At 34.7% G+C, this 20,491-nt stretch carries 15 protein-coding genes; 11 read left to right on the top strand and 4 right to left on the bottom strand.

The window, feature by feature from the left end; translation table 11 throughout:
• Window positions 1–96: 96 nt before the first annotated feature.
• The 3 genes from PI23P_RS09035 to PI23P_RS09025 all read left to right on the top strand — a co-directional run bounded on the left by PI23P_RS09035 (window position 97) and on the right by PI23P_RS09025 (window position 2,849).
• A complete protein-coding gene (locus tag PI23P_RS09035; RefSeq protein WP_004570508.1) occupies window positions 97–1,212 on the top strand; it encodes an SDR family oxidoreductase in 1,116 nt (371 codons plus the stop codon).
• Between the two features lie 18 nt (window positions 1,213–1,230).
• Window positions 1,231–2,229 carry a metal-dependent hydrolase gene (locus tag PI23P_RS09030; RefSeq protein WP_004570507.1) on the top strand — a complete coding sequence of 333 codons (999 nt, stop codon included), beginning with the start codon at window positions 1,231–1,233 and terminating at the stop codon, window positions 2,227–2,229.
• 134 nt (window positions 2,230–2,363) lie between these two features.
• Complete coding sequence (locus tag PI23P_RS09025) at window positions 2,364–2,849, top strand: DoxX family membrane protein (protein WP_238300010.1); 486 nt, start codon at window positions 2,364–2,366, stop codon at window positions 2,847–2,849.
• Between the two features lie 83 nt (window positions 2,850–2,932).
• Here PI23P_RS09025 and PI23P_RS09020 read toward each other — a convergent pair whose 3' ends face one another.
• From PI23P_RS09020 to PI23P_RS09010, 3 genes are all read right to left on the bottom strand, one after another.
• On the bottom strand, window positions 2,933–4,120 hold the full coding sequence (locus PI23P_RS09020; RefSeq protein WP_004570505.1) for a hypothetical protein: 1,188 nt from the start codon (window positions 4,118–4,120) through the stop codon (window positions 2,933–2,935).
• Window positions 4,121–4,230: 110 nt separating this feature from the next.
• Window positions 4,231–5,322, bottom strand: a complete 1,092-nt coding sequence (gene ychF, locus PI23P_RS09015; protein ID WP_004570504.1) for a redox-regulated ATPase YchF — start codon at window positions 5,320–5,322, stop codon at window positions 4,231–4,233.
• A 158-nt stretch (window positions 5,323–5,480) separates the two neighbouring features.
• The gene (locus PI23P_RS09010; RefSeq protein WP_004570503.1) at window positions 5,481–5,831 is read right to left on the bottom strand and encodes a 4Fe-4S binding protein; all 351 of its coding nucleotides are present in this window, start codon (window positions 5,829–5,831) and stop codon (window positions 5,481–5,483) included.
• Between the two features lie 69 nt (window positions 5,832–5,900).
• Here PI23P_RS09010 and PI23P_RS09005 point away from each other — a divergent pair, with 69 nt between their 5' ends.
• The 6 genes from PI23P_RS09005 (at window position 5,901) to PI23P_RS08980 (ending at window position 12,176) form a co-directional block, all read left to right on the top strand.
• Window positions 5,901–6,965, top strand: a complete 1,065-nt coding sequence (locus tag PI23P_RS09005; protein WP_004570502.1) for an acyl-CoA reductase — start codon at window positions 5,901–5,903, stop codon at window positions 6,963–6,965.
• Between the two features lies 1 nt (window position 6,966).
• On the top strand, window positions 6,967–8,034 hold the full coding sequence (gene serC / locus PI23P_RS09000; RefSeq protein ID WP_004570501.1) for a 3-phosphoserine/phosphohydroxythreonine transaminase: 1,068 nt from the start codon (window positions 6,967–6,969) through the stop codon (window positions 8,032–8,034).
• A 116-nt stretch (window positions 8,035–8,150) separates the two neighbouring features.
• On the top strand, window positions 8,151–9,101 hold the full coding sequence (locus tag PI23P_RS08995; RefSeq protein ID WP_004570500.1) for an NAD(P)-dependent oxidoreductase: 951 nt from the start codon (window positions 8,151–8,153) through the stop codon (window positions 9,099–9,101).
• A gap of 3 nt (window positions 9,102–9,104) precedes the next feature.
• The gene (locus PI23P_RS08990; protein WP_004570499.1) at window positions 9,105–10,343 is read left to right on the top strand and encodes a DUF1015 domain-containing protein; all 1,239 of its coding nucleotides are present in this window, start codon (window positions 9,105–9,107) and stop codon (window positions 10,341–10,343) included.
• A 48-nt stretch (window positions 10,344–10,391) separates the two neighbouring features.
• Window positions 10,392–11,066, top strand: a complete 675-nt coding sequence (locus tag PI23P_RS08985; protein WP_004570498.1) for a YggS family pyridoxal phosphate-dependent enzyme — start codon at window positions 10,392–10,394, stop codon at window positions 11,064–11,066.
• 24 nt (window positions 11,067–11,090) lie between these two features.
• The gene (locus PI23P_RS08980) at window positions 11,091–12,176 is read left to right on the top strand and encodes an exonuclease domain-containing protein (RefSeq protein ID WP_004570497.1); all 1,086 of its coding nucleotides are present in this window, start codon (window positions 11,091–11,093) and stop codon (window positions 12,174–12,176) included.
• 37 nt (window positions 12,177–12,213) lie between these two features.
• Here the strand turns inward: PI23P_RS08980 and recG are convergent, their stop codons facing one another.
• The gene (gene recG / locus PI23P_RS08975; protein ID WP_004570496.1) at window positions 12,214–14,310 is read right to left on the bottom strand and encodes an ATP-dependent DNA helicase RecG; all 2,097 of its coding nucleotides are present in this window, start codon (window positions 14,308–14,310) and stop codon (window positions 12,214–12,216) included.
• Between the two features lie 316 nt (window positions 14,311–14,626).
• Between recG and PI23P_RS08970 the strand changes: the two genes are divergently transcribed.
• Together PI23P_RS08970 and purL are read left to right on the top strand one after the other, a co-directional pair.
• Entirely contained in the window at window positions 14,627–15,844 is a 1,218-nt protein-coding gene (locus PI23P_RS08970; protein ID WP_004570495.1) for an RsmB/NOP family class I SAM-dependent RNA methyltransferase, read from the top strand.
• A 466-nt stretch (window positions 15,845–16,310) separates the two neighbouring features.
• Window positions 16,311–19,994 (top strand): phosphoribosylformylglycinamidine synthase, encoded by a 3,684-nt coding sequence (gene purL / locus PI23P_RS08965; RefSeq protein WP_004570494.1) that lies wholly within the window; start codon window positions 16,311–16,313, stop codon window positions 19,992–19,994.
• Window positions 19,995–20,491: the final 497 nt, after the last annotated feature.

Raw genomic sequence — 20,491 nt, 5'->3', positions numbered from 1 at the left:
AGATTTGGCAATACTGAAACAAAATTCTAAGGTTTTAGTCTCGTATGCAGACATCTTTAGTTTAAAAATAACCTACCAAATATTACAAAAAAAATCATGAATTGTCTATTAACAGGTGGCACGGGAATCGTTGGAAGTCATATTCTATTTGAATGGTTGCACACCGCTCTTATTGATAAAACGGTAGCACATCTTTTCGTCGTCATTCGCGATCATGAAAAATCTGCACAACAACGCTTGATCGCTATTTTAGAAGCTCCTTCGCGCCCAGCATACTTAAACGCTTTCACACTTGCCAATTGCTTAGAAAAAATCACAGTAATTTCTAGTGATCTCGACACACTTGATAAAAAGACTTTAGAATTACATGATTTCGATACAGTAATTCACTGTGCTGGATCCACTAGTTTACTGCACACATTGGACTCTAAAGATAAAGTACACACCCAGAACTATTTAGTAACAAAAAGACTTTTAGACAATTTACCGCAAAAAGTAAATCGTTTTATATACATAAGTACGGCATACTCCTTTGGTATTCAGCCTGAAAAAGTAGGAGAGGCCATCGAAAACTGTGTAGTTGATAATTTTAGAAATCCTTATGAGCAATCAAAATATGAAAGTGAATTGTATGTAAAAGAGATTTGCAAACAAAAAAAAATTACTTCTCAAATTTTAAGACCTAGCATCATTTGTGGACGCCTGCTAGATGCTCCGTTCTTTGAAACACCGAAATTTGACGTCTTCTATTCTTGGGCAATGTTTTTAGAGAAGTATGCACATAAATCAAAGGAACGCTTCAGAATTTGGATAGATACAAAAAGTGGATTGAATATTGTTCCTGTAGACTTTGTTGCCAAAGCGATCCTACACGCTTTTTTAAACCCAAAAATCCAAGAATTTAATATTGTAAACCCAACTCAAATTCTCCATAAAGAGTATGTAGGAGCCGTCTTGGATTCTTTCAATGTGCAACGATATGAATATGTCTCAGAAAAACCTACACACTTAAATTCTTTTGAGCAGCTGTATTATAAAACGATAGGCAGTCTTTTTGAAAAGTACATTTCTGTTCCCGATTTACAATTCGAATCAGATCAGGTTTTGAAATTTAGCAGTTATTTAAATTTGGATACAACCCTTGGAGTACACAAAAATTTCATGAACTTGATCCGTTTTTCCGTTGAAAAAAAATTTAGAAAAAGTTATTAATAAACATAAAAATACGCATTGGACTCATTAACCCAAATAATTTTAGGTGCTGCGGTTGGAGAAGCTGTTTTAGGAAAGAAAATTGGTAATAAAGCCATGTTGTATGGCGCTATTGCTGGAACTATTCCAGACTTAGATGTATTTTCATCATTTTTTACAGACACCGTTACTGCGCTAGAAACACACAGAGGGTTTACGCATTCTATCTTTTTTTCAGTACTTTTTGCACCTATTTTAGCATTTATAATTACCCGTTTTGAAGCCTATAAAAACATCAAAGATTGGTCTTGGCTTTTCTTTTGGACGTTTGTAACACACCCAATCTTAGACGCGCAGACTACCTGGGGAACGCAACTTTTTTGGCCTTTAGACCTCCGGTTGGCTTTTAAAAACATCTTTGTAATCGATCCTTTGTACACACTCCCCTTCCTCGTCTTTCTTATTTTAGCGATGCGTCAAAAAAAAGGTGCAAAAAAAAGACGCTTCTATAATAATTTAGGATTGGGAATCAGCAGTGCTTATTTGATATTGACTTTAATTTTGAAAGGATTTTCGTATCAGAAATTTACAACGGCATTAAAGCTTAAAAACATTGATTATAGGTCGATGCATACAAAACCAACCCCACTAAATAGTATTTTATGGAGCGCTAACGTGGATACTGAAAATGCTTATTTAATTGGATTTACCTCCTTTTTAGATTCCCAACCTATTGTTTTTTCAAGCCACCCTAAAAATCATGAATTATTAGGGGATTTAGTCCACCATCCAAAAATGCAACGAATGATTGCCATTTCAAAAGGTTGGTATACGATCAATAAAGAAGAAGATCAATTATACTTTAATGACTTGCGCTTTGGTACCATGAGTAGTTCAGCAGACGCTACTAATTTCGTTTTTAAATATAAAATTGAGGTTACTCCAAATGGTACCCCTTTTTTTATTGAAGTTCCTAAAGACAAACTCGAAGGAATACAGCTATTATCTGATTTGTGGATTCGGATTAAAGGAAATTAAAATCAGTCTTTTCTTTAGTGCAATTATGCTCAAAAACAGTTAAATTTGCACTTTTAAATAAATCACCAAAAACACGGCTTACCACAACTATAAAATACACTTGTATTTTAAAACAACTCACTAAAAAAAATGTAGTGTTTAAAGTGCTACACACCATTATGAAAGAGCTTCTTAACAAATTAGACAATCGATTTATAAAGATCATGAAAAGTGCGAGCATACCCTCTATTCGCCTATCTTTTGGTGTAATCTTTATTTGGTTCGGAATATTAAAGCCACTGGGACTCTCTTCTGCTGAAGGCTTGCTAAAAGCGACTGTAATATGGCTGCCTTTTGGTTCTCCAGAAATTTGGCTGATAATTATTGGTATCTGGGAAATTGTTATCGGTGTTTTCTTTTTCTTTAAAAGTACAACGCGTATTGCAATTATACTTTTGTTTTTACAAATGGTAGGCACGTTTATGCCTTTAATTGTTTTGACGGACGTTACTTTTCAATCGAATAATGTTTTCTTACCTACTCTAGAGGGGCAATATATCATTAAAAATTTAATGATTATCTCAGCAGCCTTAGTTCTTGGTGGCGAAATTACAAGACCAAAAAGTAAAAGCACAAAATAAAAGATATTTAAGATTCTTTTATGAAGTAAAAAAAATAGCCGTAACAAAATAAATCCCAAGCACATTCTTTGGGATTTATTGGTTTAATTTCTAAACTTATTCTGCATTATGATTCTTTTTAGTCGCTGCTTTAAATCTTGACCAGCATCATAAATCATTTGTTCATTTGTAGGAAAAAGCACCACACGTAATTTAATTAAATCCATATAGGGAGTTTCTAAAGCTCTTTTATCTCCTTTAAAACTAGCATATACATGTTCAAAAGCATAGGCACTTGAAATTGGATATGTCTGTATCTTTTGCTTTGTATTGAAGTCTACATATTTTACTTGACCTATTACTTTGGCAGATTTGAATTGTGTTATTTGATACAACTCACAACGGACAGGCACCATTTTATCTACTTTAATTTTATTTCCTTTTTTATCTAAAACCTGATTTCCGTCTGCATCTAAAAGGTATGAAAACCCGTCTTTTACTTCTTTTTCTTTGATAATTTCCTTCTCTTGAACTTGTTCTGGTGAAACCTCAATACTTCTTAGGTTCAGTTCTAATCCAAAATCGTAGATTATTTTCACGTCTTTTACACCGTGGTAAACAGTCCAAAAATCATTCAATCCATAGGTATCAAAATTCAATAAATCTTCCTCTAATCTTTTAGGAATTACTTTTTGAGTTTCGTTTTTCATGGATACAAGAACAAAATCTAAACCACTCTCTCTTGCTACCTCCATTAAATTTCGGACTTCCTTAAAGTTCGGGTTTATCTTATCGATGTATTCTAAATTATTATATGCAGTTCGATAATCAAATTTGTTATTGTTACTAAAAAGTTTTTCGGCACTTTGATATAAGTAATCTGTTAACTGATTCTTATTTGCAATAATTTCATCATCGTAATTTGTAAATTGAAAGAAGGCCGCTCTATTCACTTTTACAATGTAAAGTGGTAATAAAGGTTTTAAAAATTCTTGCCTTTTTTTCAACTGCTCATACAAGGAAAAAATAATTTCAATGTTTTCTGGATTGTTCTCCTTCTTTAAGAAATTAATTCTTGCCAAATCTTTTACAGCTGCTTTTTTAAAAGCTTCTTCTAATAGGAGGACATAAGGCTGATTTCTTTTTTTTGTCTTGTTCCTTTTTAAGTTTTCAACAGCAATAGTAATCGCATCGTCATAGTTCCCGTTACTAATAGCTTCTTGAGTGTTTTTTACGCTATTACAAGAAATTGTTAAAAAAATAAATACTGTAAAAAGCAAGAAGTTTTTCATAATTGATTTTCTTTAAAAATATGTAGCCAATTTAAATCACAAAGGTTATTACAAAAAAGCTTTCGGTAGCAACGGGTAATGCTCGCAAAGAGGTTCTAATAAACCTTCGATTATACGTTGAAACGGAAGTGCATCACATCCCCATCTTTCACAACATATTCCTTGCCTTCTACTCTCATTTTTCCTGCTTCTTTTACTTTTGCTTCAGATCCAAAAGTCACGTAATCCTGGTAAGCAATTGTTTCTGCTCTAATAAATCCTTTTTCAAAGTCCGTATGAATAACACCTGCAGCCTGTGGCGCAGTTGCTCCAATGGGCACCGTCCATGCTCTTACTTCTTTAACACCTGCTGTAAAATAGGTTTGCAAATTTAATAATTTATAAGCAGAACGCACTAAACGGGCCACACCTGCTTCTTCTAAGCCAATATCTGCAAGAAACATTTGTCTTTCTTCATAATCATCTAACTCTGTAATATCCGCCTCTGTTCCGACTGCTAATACAATTACCTCTGCATTTTCATCCTTTACAGCGGCTCTTATTTTTTCCACATAATCATTTCCTGTAACTGCAGAATCCTCATCCACATTACAAACATACAATACCGGTTTGGCAGTAATAAATTGCAATGACTGCACAAACTCCAACTCCTTTTCGTTAAAACTTAAAGCTCTTATAGAAATTCCCTTAAGCAAGGTCTCCTCAATTTTTAACAAAACAATTAGTTCTGCCTGTGCCTCTTTATTTCCCGTTTTTGCAGTTCGCTTAACGCGTTCTAGTCTTTTTTCAACGGTTTCTAAATCTTTTAATTGTAATTCTATATCGATTGTTTCTTTGTCTCTAACAGGATCTACAGATTCATCTACGTGAATAATATTGTCATTGTCAAAACATCTGATGACATGCAGAATGGCATCGGTCTCTCTAATATTTGCTAAAAACTGATTGCCTAATCCTTCTCCTTTACTTGCTCCTTTTACCAAACCAGCAATATCTACAATCTCTACTGTTGCAGGCATTACACGTTCTGGTTTTACCAATTCCTCTAATTTCTCAATTCTCTTATCTGGCACATTTACAACCCCAATATTAGGCTCTATCGTACAAAAGGGAAAATTTGCGCTTTGTGCTTTTGCATTTGATAAACAATTAAATAAGGTCGATTTTCCTACGTTTGGTAATCCTACAATTCCGGCTTTCATTTTCTTTAAATATTAAGGTAAATAGCAAAAATTAAATTTAATTTTTGCGCTGTAAATATATGTTTTTTAAACATAAAAAATTCCGAACGAACTTCGGAATTTTTTATCTTATTTTTAGTCTCTATTTGCGCTACTATTCGCGTTATACAGGCAAGGCTTTAATCGTTGTGCATAAATTTTTGTTTTGCTAACAACTCTTCTTCTGTCTCTACATTGTCATCATCGGGAACACAACAATCCACAGGACATACTGCTGCACATTGCGGTTCATCGTGAAAACCTTTACATTCTGTACACTTATCAGCAACAATAAAATAGATTTCGTCACTAATTGGTTCTTGATCCTCATCCGAATTTACTGGTTTACCGTTCGGCAATACTGCGTCTCCTTTTAAATCAGTTCCATCTGAGTATTTCCAATCATCTGCCCCTTCGTAAATTGCTGTGTTCGGACATTCGGGTTCACATGCCCCACAATTTATACATTCATCTGTTATTATAATTGCCATAACTTTCTTTTCTGTTTTGTACCTTTACAATTGCAAAAATAACGCCAAAATTAGTCACAACCAAAATAAATGGATAGTATTCAAAATAGAATTAATGCTTTTGTAAAATTAGGAGCTTTTCTGAGTCAGTTCAGCCAGGAAAAAATTGAAAAAAAACAAAAAATAGCCCACAATGAGCTCTTTTTTGACGGATTCAAACATCAGCTAAAAATCGCTCAAGAAAACAACTCATGGTTTACAAAAGAAAATATTTTGTTTGCTGTGTCGAGTTGGTCATCCGCGCTCACTAAAGAAAATTTAGACGCTTGGTTGGCGGATAATGAACTTCCTCCAGTCACTCCGAAACGTGTCGCTATCGTGATGGCAGGAAACATTCCTCTCGTAGGGTTTCATGATTTTTTATCAGTTTTAATTTCAGGCCATTCCGTCTTGGTAAAACAATCTTCTAACGACAAACATTTACTGCCTTTTTTAGCAAAATATTTAGAATATGTGGAAGCAGAGTTCAAGGGAAACATCACTTTTACAGAAGAAAAATTAGAAAAGTTTGACGCAGTAATTGCCACTGGAAGCAACAACACTGCGAGATATTTTGAGTTTTATTTTAAAAATAAACCAAACATCATTCGCAAGAGTAGAAATTCAGTTGCCGTGCTTACCGGAAGGGAATCAGAGGATGATTTGCAAAGATTAGCAGAAGATGTATTTACTTATTTTGGACTCGGATGCAGATCAGTTTCTAAACTTTATGTTCCTAGAGATTATGATTTTAATAATTTCTTTAATGGCATGTTCGTGAAAAAAGAAATCATTAACAATGCGAAATATGCCAACAATTATGATTACAATAAGGCGGTGTACTTAATGAGCTTATTTGATCTTTTAGAAAACGGATTTTTAATGATTAAGGAAGATGAGAGTTATGCATCTCCCATTGCCACCATTTTTTACGAGTATTATGAGAACGAAGTAGACTTAAAAATAAAATTGCATCAAGACAAAGAAAAGATTCAATGCATCGTTTCTAAAGGATTTATCGAAAACGAAATTGATTTTGGCGCAACACAGCATCCAAAATTATCCGATTATGCAGATGGCGTTAATACTTTAGAATTTTTATCTAAATTATCCTAAAATGAAAAAACATAATTTTAGTGCAGGACCTTGTATTCTGCCACAAGAAGTCTTGGAAAAAGCAGCAGCAGCTGTGCTTAATTTTAACAACGATGATTTATCTCTAATCGAAATTTCTCACAGAAGCAAATCATTTGTTGCTGTTATGGATACCGCAAGATCGCTGGCTTTAGAGTTGTTAGGTTTAGAAAATAAAGGATATCAAGCACTGTTTTTACATGGTGGAGCGAGCTTGGAATTTTTAATGGTTGCATACAACTTGTTAAATACAAAAGCGGCATACCTAAACACGGGAACCTGGTCAGACAACGCTATTACCGAAGCAAAAGCCTTTGGAGAAGTATTGGAAGTAGGCTCTTCAAAACATAAAAACTTTAACTATATACCCAAAGGATATACCATTCCTGAAGATGTAGATTATTTCCATTGCACAAGTAACAATACTATTTTTGGAACGCAGATGAAGACCTTTCCAGAAACCAATGTTTCCTTAATTTGTGATATGAGTTCAGACATTTTTTCTCGGCAGCTAGACTTTGAGAAATTCGATTTAATCTATGCAGGAGCGCAGAAAAATATGGGTCCTGCAGGAACCACTCTAGTGATCGTCAAAGAAGAGATTTTAGGAAAGGTAAATAGACACGTTCCTACAATGCTAAATTACCAAGCACATATTGCAAAAGAAAGTATGGCCAACACACCATCTGTATTTGCAGTATACGTATCTATGTTAAATTTGCAATGGCTGAAAGAAATCGGTGGAATTCCGTTTATTGAAGAAGTAAACAACAAAAAAGCAGCACTTTTGTATGCCGAAATTGATAGAAATCCACTATTCCAGGGCATTGTTGCTAAAGAAGACAGAAGTACCATGAATGCTACTTTTACTTTAACAAACGCCTCGCAAACTGCTGCATTTGATACCCTGTGGAAAGCTGCTGGAATTAACGGACTAAACGGTCATCGAAGTGTTGGTGGCTATAGAGCAAGCATGTACAATGCCCTCCCATTGCACAGTGTGCAAGTTTTGGTGGATGTAATGCAAGCATTAGAAAGTAAACAAGACTAGAGAAATTGGAGCTTTAAACACGCTTCAATGCGTTTTATTTATGCTCTTTCTTAGGTTTAAAAATTAAAACAATCCCTAAAAACTTCTTTCTTTCGAAAGGATTAGAAACAAAAAAAATGAAAATATTAGCAAACGACGGAATTTCTCAAAGCGGAATTGATGCTTTGGAAAAAGGAGGATTTGAGGTAATAACTACAAAAGTTGCACAAAATCAATTGGAACAATACATTAATGAAAACAACATTGACGCGCTTTTAGTAAAAAGTGCAACTCAAGTTGGTCAAGAGTTGATAGACGCATGTCAGAGTATTAAATTAATTGGCTGTGCAGGCGGCAATCTTGAAAATATTGACGTTGCCTATGCAGAAGATCAAGGCTTACATGTTATAAACGCTCCAGAAGCTGCTGCAAATGCGATTGCTGAGTTGGTTTTTGCACATTTATTTGGATTGGTAAGATTTCTACACGCTTCAAATAGAGAAATGCCTTTAGAGGGAGATACTCGTTTTAAAGAATTAAAAAAAGCGTTCAGTGCAGGCATCGAATTAAAAGGTAAAACAATTGGAATAATTGGATTTGAAAGCAGCGGGCAAGCAGTCGCTAAAATCGCTTTGGGTTTAGGAATGAACGTTCTTGCAACCGATGAAGAAATCACAAGTGCACCCATTACCATTGATTTTTTTAATGGACAGAAAATAACCATTAACATCAATACCGTGCCGAAAGCAACGGTATTGAAAGAAGCTGATTTTATTACATTGCACACATCTGATCCAGAAGGATCCGTAATTTCGGCAAGTGATATCAAAAAAATGAAAGACGGAGTTGGTATTATAAATACTGCGAACGGTAGTATTTTAAATGAAGTAGACCTCGTAAAAGCGATCGAAAGTGGAAAAGTTCAGTTCGCTGGTTTGGATGTTTTTGAGACAGAACCAACACCTGCCGTACAATTGTTAATGAATCCAGAAATCTCTTTAACACCTAATATTGGCAGTGCTACAAAAGAAACCGAAGAAAGAATTGGAACTGCATTAGCGCAACAAATAATTCAGCTACTACGTTAAAATATGGCCATTGTTAAACCTTTTAAAGCAGTTCGAACATCTGGAGATAAAGTTGCTCGGGTATCCTCTAAATCCCACAACATTTATACTCCCAGAAGGTTGGACTCTAAATTGGCGGACAATCCCTACTCTTTCTTGCACATAACAAATCCTATTTACACCTCAACAAAAGAAAAACGCAGTGAAGCAGCACGGTTTGAATTGGTGCAAAAAAAATATGCTGATTTTAAGGAACAAAAAGTATTTACACAAGATCAAATACCTGCTTTCTACATCTATAAAAAAATAACTGCTCTTGATTCTTTTTGCGGTGTTATAGCTGCAACTTCCGTTGAAGACTGTTTGAATAATCGCATAAAAAAACACGAGGGGACCCTCAAACAAAGAGAGTTTTTATTTGAAAGTTATTTGAAAAACACAGGATTTAATGCAGAACCTGTTTTGCTATCATATCCTGACAATATTCAAATTGACGAGATCTTTGAAATATATTCACAGCACAAAGCAGCCTACGAATTTACAACGACTAACGAAGATGAACACCTTTTATGGGTAGTAGATGATGCCGCTGATATTGAGAAAATAACAAAGGCATTCCAAAAAATTGATACTTTGTATATTGCAGATGGCCATCACCGGTCATCAGCCTCTTGTTTGTTAGCTGAAAGATTAAAAAAGGAAAACCCAAAACACACAGGAAACGAAGCATATAACTTTTTCATGAGTTATTTAATTGCAGAAAGTGCATTAAATATTTACGAGTTCAATCGGTTTGTAACAGATTTAAACGGTTTGACATCGAAAGAATTTTTAAACACATTGGAACACTTTTTCAATATTGAAAAGCAAGGTTCTGAATTTTATAAGCCAGCAAAAAAACATACTTTTAGTATGTATTTAGACGGAGAATTTTATGCATTGCATCTGCGTGTAAAAGGCTATCCTTTTACCGATGCGCTCAGTAGATTAGATGCACAAATTCTATACAGCACGGTTCTAAAACCTATTTTAGGGATTGAAGATATAAGAGATGAAACTAAAATCGTATATTCTCAAAACAAATCAAATGGTTTAGAACTAAAAACGAAAGTAGATGCAGGTACTTTTAAAGTGTCCTTCGGAATGCATTCAACAAATATAAAAGAACTCAAAGAAATTGTAGATTCAGACTTACTAATGCCTCCTAAAACAACATATATAGAACCAAAAATAAGAAGCGCCATCACTATTTATGAGTTTTAACTGCAGGTTCTTTTTGGCTTAAATTCACTCTCATTTAAAAAAAACGAAATGGAAATAAAAAAAAATATAGCAGAAATAAAAAAATCAATTCCTGAAAACGTAATTTTAGTTGCGGTTTCTAAAACCAAACCAATTGCCGACTTACAAGAAGCTTATGACGGTGGTCAACGTGTTTTTGGTGAAAATAAAGTACAGGAAATGGCGGAAAAGTTTGATGCACTTCCGAAAGATATTCAATGGCATATGATTGGTCATTTGCAAAGCAATAAAGTAAAATACATGGCCCATTTCGTGAATTTAATCCATGGAATTGACAAACTTAAAACTTTACAGGAAATTAATAAACAAGCAAAAAAACACGACCGTGTTATCTCATGCTTATTACAAGCAAAAATTGCAAAAGAAGAATCCAAGTTCGGATTGTCTTTTGAAGAAATTGAGCACATCTTAAAAAGTCCAGATTTTCAGGAGTTGGAAAACATAAAAATTGTTGGTTTTATGGGTATGGCTTCATTTTCAGATAATCAAGAACAACTGAACGAAGAGTTTGCATCTTTAAAAAACTTTTTTGAGCTGCATAAAAAAAATACAAGTACGAACAACTGTCAATTAGAAATTCTTTCGATGGGCATGAGTGGAGACTATCCTTTGGCAATAAAAAATGGGAGTACCATGATACGACTAGGAAGCTCAATTTTTGGTAGTAGAAATTATAGTTCGTAAATTTGCATCCAAAGAAAGAATAATTTGTACGCAATATTAGACATTGAAACTACCGGAGGAAAATTTAATGAGGAAGGCATCACAGAAATTGCCATTTACAAATTTGATGGCCATTCGGTTGTGGACCAATTTATTAGTTTGGTAAACCCAGAAAAAGAAATTCAGCAGTTTGTTGTGCGACTCACAGGAATTAATAATAAAATGTTGAGGAGTGCTCCTAAGTTTTATGAAATTGCAAAAAGAATTATTGAAATTACCAAAGATTGCACGCTGGTTGCCCACAATACTACTTTCGATTACCGAATTTTAAGCACAGAATTCGACCGTCTTGGTTATGATTTTAATAGAAATACACTCTGTACGGTAGAATTGAGCAAGCAATTAATTTTAGACCAACCTTCTTACAGTCTAGGAAAACTTACAAAGGCGCTCGGCATACCGATGACAGATAGACATCGTGCTTCTGGCGACGCTTTAGCAACTGTGCAGCTTTTTAAGTTGCTTTTAGAAAAAGACAGTACAAAAACAATCATACAGAATTTCGTAAAGCATCATGACCAGCGATTCGAAAAAGAAAGGCTTCAAAAATTAATAGCCTCGGTTCCTAAATATTTAGGGGTGTTTTACATACATGATAAAAACGGAAAAGTACTGTATTTAGGACGTGGAAAAAATATAAATGCCGAAGTCAATAAATTATTTCTCAAAGAAACAAAAAGAGCTCTAAAACTACAAGACAGAGCGATTTCAATTACATACGAAAAAACAGGAAATGAATTATTTTCGCGTTTAAAGTATTATTTACAACTAGAAACACTGTCTCCTAAATATAATATTAAGAAAAAAAGAAAGCCGTTTTTACATAATTTTAACAACGACAACTTTATTATTTTAGACAAGGGCAGAGAAACAGAGGAGCATGCATTAATTCTAATCGAAAACAATCAGGTTTTTGGGTATGGGTTTACGAACCTAGCACATCAAGAAGATAATATCGACATATTGAAAGCAATACTGACTCCTATTTCGGACAAAGAATTGGCTAAAACTGTTGTAAAAAATTACTTGAACAGTCACTCCGTTCAAAAAATAATAAGACTACAAACATAACTTAATAGCAATGTACATTCTTGCGTTTTTATTATAATTAGCTAATATTAGACCAAATTTTAGAAGACTTTGTCATCTGCATGAATGCTTTTTTTATTGGTAAATTCAGCTCATTTGATAAATTTTCATCTTCTTGTAATAAAGAAATTGCAGTATTCCTAGCAGCTACTAAAATTTTAGAATCTTTTACTACATCCGCTATTTTAAGGTCCAATACGCCACTTTGCTGTGTTCCCATGATATTTCCCGGACCTCTTAACTTCAAGTCGACCTCTGCAATTTTAAAGCCATCTGTAGTCTCCACCATCGTTTTCAAACGAGTTTTTGCCTCTGGTGATAATTTGAAGCTAGACATTAAAATACAATAGCTTTGATCTGCTCCTCGCCCAACGCGTCCTCTTAATTGATGCAATTGTGAAAGTCCAAAACGTTCTGAACTTTCAATAATCATTACACTGGCATTCGGCACATTTACACCTACTTCAATAACTGTGGTAGCTACCATAATTTGCGTTTTTCCCTTTACAAAGCGCTGCATTTCAAACTCTTTATCCGCAGGCTTCATTTTACCGTGCACAATACTAATTTGATAGTTTGGTAATGGAAACTCTCGAGAGACACTCTCATAGCCATCCATTAAATCTTTGTAGTCCATTGCGGCTGATTCTTCTATCAATGGATACACTAAATAGACCTGTCTTCCCTTCTCAATTTCATCTTTCATAAATTTAAAAACGGAGAGACGATTGCTATCAAAACGATGCACAGTCTTCACTTCTTTCCTTCCTGGAGGCAATTCATCTATGACGGAAATATCTAAATCTCCATATACAGACATCGCCAAGGTTCTTGGAATTGGAGTTGCCGTCATTACCAAAATATGAGGAGGAAGTACGTTTTTTGCCCATAACTTAGCACGCTGTTTTACACCAAACCGATGTTGCTCGTCAATAATTGCGATTCCCAGATTTTTAAATTGCACTTTATCTTCCAGTAACGCGTGCGTACCAATCAATATATTTAAAGTGCCATCTTCTAAGCCTGCGTGAATTTCTCTTCTCCTCTTCGTTCTCACAGAACCTGTTAAGATAGCAACCTTGAGTTCCATTCCAGCAACCAATTCTGAAACCGCAATAAAATGCTGATTGGCCAATATTTCTGTAGGTGCCATAATGGTTGCTTGAAAACCATTATCTATTGCTAAAAGCATGGCTAAGATAGCCACAATCGTTTTTCCCGACCCCACATCACCTTGCAACAAACGATTCATATGTGCTCCAGAAGCCACATCTTTTCGAACTTCTTTTAAGACTCTTTTTTGCGCATTTGTCAAATCAAATGGCAACTTGTTTTTATAAAAATCATTAAAAATAACACCTACTTTTTCAAAAACAACGCCTTTTATTTTTACCTTATTAATTAGTTTTTTTCGCAATAATTGCAATTGAATGAAAAATAATTCTTCAAATTTCAAGCGATTTTCTGCTTTTGTTAGATGTTCTTGACTTTTTGGAAAATGCGCATTTAAAAGCGCTTCTCGTTTGGTCATGAATTTAAAATCCTCTAAAATTTCTTGCGATAAATTTTCTTGAATACTGTCATAAAATTGCTCTAACAAACGCTGTATGAAATTTCCCATCATTTTATTTGAAATTCCTGCATTGACCAACCGCTCTGTCGTATGATAAACTGGCTGCATCTTCGTTTGAAGCTTTTTTTTATAAGCGCTAAATAATTCTAACTCTGGATGCGGAATGCTAAAACTTCCGTTGTAGTGGTTTAGTTTTCCATAAACAACATAAGGCTCGTTCACTTTCAAAGAGTCCTTGAGCCATTTTTGACCTTTAAACCATACCAATTCCATGCTTCCTGTAGCATCTTGAAAAGTCGCTACCAAACGGCTACCCCTTTTTTGTGCAATTGAATTTAATCGAGTAATACGACCTACAATTTGTACTTCTGATGCGTTTGGTTGTAATTCGTTTATTGCGTGAAATGTTGTTTTATCGATATACCGAAAAGGAAAGAAATTAAGCAAATCATTGCATGTTTTCAAACCTAATTCCGAGGATAAAAGTGACGCCCTTTGAACACTCACTCCCTCTGTATATGTGATTGGATAATTTAAATTCAACTTTATTATTTCAGAAATTCAAAAATAATGAAATCAAAATTAAAAAAGAAAATTTCGTGCATTAAAAAAAAGGGATCGTTCCACAAAACAACTTTTCAGTGCTGTCCAAGACTATCCGATAAAGAAAAAAGTATCTTTTCTAAAATAGCAAGATATAAAAACACATTTCAAACCTTGCAAAAAAACTTTGTGTTTCTAGTTTTAATCTTCTTTAAAAAGAAGATTCTTACAGGTATTTAAACCTGATTTTTCCGTGCAACTTTTAAATTGCCAACCTCTTACTTATATGTATATTTACATCCCATAAGAAGATATAATGAGATTACATAGAAATTTAACTTTCGCAGTTATAGACAGCATTAGAGATATATTTAACGAAGGCGTATATGCGGACAAGGCAGTAGAAAAAGCCCTCAAACGCGACAAACGTTGGGGTGCAAGAGACCGTAAATTTGTTGCAGAAACAATTTACGACATTGTACGTTGGAACCGCTTGTATGCTGAAATTGCGGAGGTAAAAGCACCTTATGATCGCGATAATATTTGGCGGTTATTTTCTGTTTGGTGTATTCTTCGGGGAATTGCACTTCCCGACTGGAATCAAGTGGGTGACGTGCCAGAGAGAAAAATTAAAGGACGTTTCGACGAGCTCTCAAGAACGCGAAAATTTAGGGAATCAATTCCAGATTGGATGGACGAAATGTGTGCCAAAGAGTTGGGAGAAGAGTTGTGGACGAAAGAAATTGCTGCTTTAAACGTGCAAGCAAATGTTATTTTAAGAACCAATACCTTAAATATTTCTAAAGAAATTCTTCAGAAAAAATTACATGCAGAAAATATAAGCACCGAAACTGTTCCCAATCACCCAGATGCATTAGTATTGCCTGAAAGAGCAAACGTATTCAAAACAGAAGCTTTTCACAACGGTTTTTTTGAAGTCCAAGATGCATCCTCTCAGTTGGTCGCAGCTTATTTAGATGTAAAACCAGGTATGAAGGTCATTGATACGTGCGCGGGTGCTGGTGGTAAAACATTGCATTTATCTGCACTGATGGAAAACAAGGGTCAAATTATAGCGATGGATATTTATGAGAGTAAACTCCGAAAGCTAAAAGTAAGAGCGAAAAGAAACAAAGCGCATAATATTGACATGCGAGTGATCGATTCTACAAAACCGATTAAAAAGTTACATGGCAAAGCAGATAGAATATTAATTGATGCTCCTTGTTCTGGTTTAGGGGTGCTGCGCAGAAATCCAGATTCAAAATGGAAACTACAACCTGAGTTTATAGAAAATATTAAAAAAGTACAACAGGAAATTTTACAACAGTACGCTCCTATGTTAAAGCCAGGTGGAAAAATGGTATATGCAACTTGCTCTGTGTTGCCTTCAGAAAACCAAGAACAAGTTCAAAAGTTTTTAACGTCAGAAGCAGGAAAACAATTTACATTGGTTTCAGACAAAAAGGTTTTTGCTCATATTTCTGGATTTGATGGTTTCTATATGGCACTTATGGAAAAAAAATTACCATAGTATACGATAAGAAAATCGCATATTAATTGAAAAGAGCGGAACAAATAATTTATTAAAACTGGAAATAATAAGAATATGTAACAAAGAATGAGATCTCTTTAAATTGTATTTCAAACCAAAAAATAAAAACACAAGGTGTCTCATTGTTCTTTAAAAAATAAAGATGCACACAAAACTGAGCTCACAAAACAATACAAACTACAATTATGGGGTTTGACAACAGCAGTGCAGAAATTATACTATTTTCCAGATAAATTGACATTTTAAGCACATGATAAAAAAATAAATCTATAATTTACAAATAATTACCTTTTATTAAAAACAAAAAAAACGATTCAAATTGAATCGTTTTTTTTGTTTAAAACCTCGTGCATAACTCCAAAACTTCAAAGAAATAATTCATCAACATTAAACTTAAAAAAAGTAAATTTGCTTTTTTACAACGTCACACAAATAAAACAAGACCATGATTCATTTCTTTGGAAATACAAGCAGTAAAGTATTCGCTGTACAAGCAACAAAAGATTTAACTGCAACTACAATTTCCAAGTTGACTTGGTTATTTTCAAATCAGCCAAAAATAGAGTCAAGCTCTTTAGAAGCTACGTATATAGGACCCAGAGCGGCAATGATTACTCCTTGGAGCACAAATGCTGTAGAAATCACTCAAAATATGGGGATTACAAATATCCTTAGAATTGAAGAATTTACAGCAGTTTCTGATAACTTTGAGGACTTTGATACTATGATTTCTGAAAAGTATACAAATTTGCATCAAGATCTTTTTACTATAAAAATTGAGCCTAAAGCAATTTTAAATATTGAAGATATCGCAACTTACAATACACAAGAAGGTTTGTCTTTAAGCCCTGAAGAGGTGTCTTATTTAGAGGGTATAGCTACTAAAATCGGAAGAAAACTAACGGATTCTGAGGTATTTGGGTTTAGCCAAGTAAACTCAGAACACTGTCGTCATAAAATATTTAACGGCACTTTTATCCTTGACGGAGAGGAGATGCCAACATCTCTGTTTAAACTAATTAAAGAGACTTCGAAGCAATTTCCAAACGATATTATTTCGGCATACAAAGACAATGTTGCTTTTATCAAAGGTCCTTCTGTAACGCAGTTTGCTCCAAAAACAGCGGACAAACCTGATTATTATCAAAATATAGCTTTTGATTCTGTAATTTCCATAAAAGCAGAAACGCATAATTTTCCAACGACAGTAGAACCATTTAACGGGGCTGCAACCGGTTCTGGAGGGGAAATTAGAGACCGCCTTGCGGGTGGAAAAGGCTCTTTACCATTGGCAGGGACTGCGGTGTATATGACCTCGTATTCCCGTCTAGAAGAAAAAAGATATTGGGAACACAAATTTCAAGAAAGAGAATGGTTGTATCAAACTCCTATGGATATTTTAATCAAAGCATCTAACGGAGCGTCTGATTTTGGAAATAAATTTGGGCAACCTTTAATTACGGGATCTGTATTGACTTTTGAACATGAAGAAAATACAGCTTCAAGTGCCTCAAAACCAAGAAAATTAGGTTATGACAAAGTCATTATGCAAGCGGGTGGAATTGGTTATGGAAAAGCAGATCAAGCATTAAAAGACACCCCGAAAGAAGGAGATAAAATTGTAATTCTTGGAGGTGAAAACTACAGAATTGGAATGGGTGGAGCTGCAGTGTCTTCATCAGATACAGGCGAATTTGCTTCAGGAATTGAACTGAATGCCGTGCAACGATCCAACCCAGAAATGCAAAAACGTGCCGCAAATGCAATCCGCGGAATGGTAGAAAGCGAAGAGAATTTTATTGTTTCTATTCACGATCACGGCGCAGGAGGACATTTAAACTGTCTTTCTGAATTGGTAGAAGACACCGGTGGTCATATCGACTTGGATGCACTGCCAATTGGAGACCCAACACTGTCAGCAAAGGAAATTATAGGAAATGAATCCCAAGAAAGAATGGGATTGGTTATTTCAAAAAAACATCTCGATACCTTACAAAAAATTGCAGACCGTGAACGTTCACCAATGTATACAGTGGGTGAAGTCACTGGAAATAAAAGATTTACATTTGAATCTGCAAAAAAAGGTGACAAACCGATGGACTTGGCTTTAGAAGATATGTTTGGAGCTTCTCCGAAAACAATATTAACAGACACTACTGTTGAGAGAAACTATAAAAATTCACGGTACAAAATAAAAAATATAGAAATCTATTTAAAACAAGTACTGCAGTTAGAAGCCGTTGCTTGTAAAGATTGGTTAACAAATAAAGTAGACCGTTGTGTGGGTGGTAAAGTTGCCAAACAACAATGTGCTGGTCCTTTACAAATTCCATTGAACAATGTTGGGGTAATGGCATTGGATTATAATGGAAAAGAAGGAGTTGCCACGGCTATTGGCCACGCTCCTATTGCTGCATTGATAAACCCAGCTGCAGGAAGTCGAAATGCAATTACAGAATCTCTCACAAATCTAATGTGGGCGCCTTTAAAAGACAATTTAAAAAGTGTCTCTCTTTCAGCAAATTGGATGTGGCCCTGTAGAAATGAAGGGGAAGATGCACGATTGTACAAAGCCGTAGAAGCCGTTTCAGAATTTTCTGTTGCGCTAGGAATCAATGTTCCAACGGGAAAAGACTCTTTGTCGATGAAACAGAAATATGCAGATAGCGAAGTACTTTCTCCAGGAACCGTGATTATTTCTGCTGCAGGAAACTGCAGTGCCATCACTAAAGTGGTAGAACCTCTTTTACAAATTGAAGGTGGAAACATTTATTATATCAATGTTTCCCAAGATGCCTACAAATTAGGTGGAAGCTCCTTCAATCAAACCCTAAACACCATTGGAAATGACGCTCCAGATGTAACGGATACCGCTTATGTTAAAAAAACATTCAACACCATTCAAACACTAATAAAAGCAGATAAAATAAAGGCCGGGCATGACATTGCATCTGGAGGATTTATTACAACCCTTCTCGAAATGTGCTTTGCGGATATAAATATAGGTGCAGACTTCAACATTTCTGAATTGAATGAGGAAGATTCTATTAAAGTCTTGTTTTCTGAAAATGCAGGAATTGTATTTCAAGCAGATGCTTCGGTTGAAGAGGTGTTTAAAGGAATTGGAATTACTCTTTTTAACATTGGAACTGTAAACAACTCAGGAAAAGTAACCATAAAGAATAACGAAGCGCATTTTGCTTTCGATGTAGCTGAAATGAGAGATGTATGGTATCAAACTTCTTTTTTACTAGACCAGAAACAAACTGCGAACGGCATGGCGAAAGAACGTTTTGATAATTATAAAAAGCAACCGTTAACCTATACGTTTCCAAAAAACTTTAAAGGATCCTTACCAAAAATCAATACAAAATTACCAAGACCAAAAGCGGCGATCATCAGAGAAAAAGGATCAAATTCTGAACGTGAAATGGCCAATGCAATGTATTTAGCAGGCTTTGACGTAAAAGATGTACACATGACCGATTTAATTTCGGGACGGGAAACACTAGAGGATATTCAGTTTATTGGTGCCGTTGGAGGGTTTTCTAACTCTGATGTTTTAGGATCTGCAAAAGGATGGGCCGGTGCTTTTTTATACAATGCCAAAGCAAAGAAATCATTGAAAGCCTTCTTTAAAAGAGAAGACACCCTATCTGTTGGTATTTGCAATGGGGCACAACTGTGGATGGAATTAGACTTAATCAATCCAACACATAAAGTACACGGGAAATTGATTCATAATGACTCTAAAAAACATGAAAGTTCATTTACGTCCGTTAAAATCCAAGAAAATAATTCAGTAATGCTTTCTTCTTTGGCCGGAACAACTTTAGGCGTTTGGATTTCTCATGGAGAAGGGAAATTCAATCTTCCAGAAAAGGAAGAAAATTATAATATTGTAGCCAAATACGGTTATGAAGGGTATCCGAACAATCCCAATGGTTCTGATTACAATACCGCTATGATGAGTGATGCGTCTGGAAGACATTTGGTAACCATGCCACATATAGAACGCTCTACTTTTCAGTGGAATTGGGCAAACTATCCTTCGGAAAGAAAAGATGAGGTATCTCCTTGGCTCACCGCTTTTGTAAATGCAAAAGAATGGATCGAAAATAAAAATTAATACCTCGTGATATTACATTAAAACAGCTTTTAGGCACGTCTAAAGGCTGTTTTTTTTTGAGATATGATATCCCCTTCTTAAGTTTTTGCGAAAATTAATACAGCAATGGTAGGTCGATAAATGCCAATATCAGTTAAATAATCCGTTTTGAATATAAATTTTATTTTATCTACCCACCTGCTCGATTATTTTGGCACTTGTGCAACTAATAGCTACTTTTACTACGCTTGCTGTGTAGCACAAATTTTGTTTTTAAGATGATTAACAATTCTTTTTTTATTTTAATACAGATTTTAGAAGCACCACATCAAAACGAAAACAGGTTCTTATATCACCATTTTGTAGGCGTTTTAATAAGAATTTTGGTATTCTCCAGTTCAATTCATAATACTAATTTTAATGAAGACACTTATTTCTCGGTGATTTTTACTAAATATTGTAACGCATTGTTATAAATTGGTTGTTTCACAATAATTAAGATAAAAATTTTGAAAATT

It is taken from the genome of Polaribacter irgensii 23-P, assembly GCF_000153225.1.
Taxonomy (GTDB): Bacteria; Bacteroidota; Bacteroidia; order Flavobacteriales; family Flavobacteriaceae; genus Polaribacter; species Polaribacter irgensii.
The sequence above is the reverse complement of the archived record's forward strand: the minus strand, read 5'-3'. Positions and strand labels throughout refer to the sequence as shown.

What these genes read in the sequence shown, in the direction of transcription:
- PI23P_RS09035 (WP_004570508.1), top strand. Translation starts at nt 97, where the DNA reads ATGAATTGTCTATTAACAGGTGGCACGGGAATCGTTGGAAGTCATATT.
- PI23P_RS09020 (WP_004570505.1), bottom strand. Translation starts at nt 4,120, where the DNA reads ATGAAAAACTTCTTGCTTTTTACAGTATTTATTTTTTTAACAATTTCT.
- ychF (WP_004570504.1), bottom strand. Translation starts at nt 5,322, where the DNA reads ATGAAAGCCGGAATTGTAGGATTACCAAACGTAGGAAAATCGACCTTA.
- PI23P_RS09010 (WP_004570503.1), bottom strand. Translation starts at nt 5,831, where the DNA reads ATGGCAATTATAATAACAGATGAATGTATAAATTGTGGGGCATGTGAA.
- PI23P_RS09005 (WP_004570502.1), top strand. Translation starts at nt 5,901, where the DNA reads ATGGATAGTATTCAAAATAGAATTAATGCTTTTGTAAAATTAGGAGCT.
- serC (WP_004570501.1), top strand. Translation starts at nt 6,967, where the DNA reads ATGAAAAAACATAATTTTAGTGCAGGACCTTGTATTCTGCCACAAGAA.
- PI23P_RS08995 (WP_004570500.1), top strand. Translation starts at nt 8,151, where the DNA reads ATGAAAATATTAGCAAACGACGGAATTTCTCAAAGCGGAATTGATGCT.
- PI23P_RS08990 (WP_004570499.1), top strand. Translation starts at nt 9,105, where the DNA reads ATGGCCATTGTTAAACCTTTTAAAGCAGTTCGAACATCTGGAGATAAA.
- PI23P_RS08985 (WP_004570498.1), top strand. Translation starts at nt 10,392, where the DNA reads ATGGAAATAAAAAAAAATATAGCAGAAATAAAAAAATCAATTCCTGAA.
- PI23P_RS08970 (WP_004570495.1), top strand. Translation starts at nt 14,627, where the DNA reads ATGAGATTACATAGAAATTTAACTTTCGCAGTTATAGACAGCATTAGA.
- purL (WP_004570494.1), top strand. Translation starts at nt 16,311, where the DNA reads ATGATTCATTTCTTTGGAAATACAAGCAGTAAAGTATTCGCTGTACAA.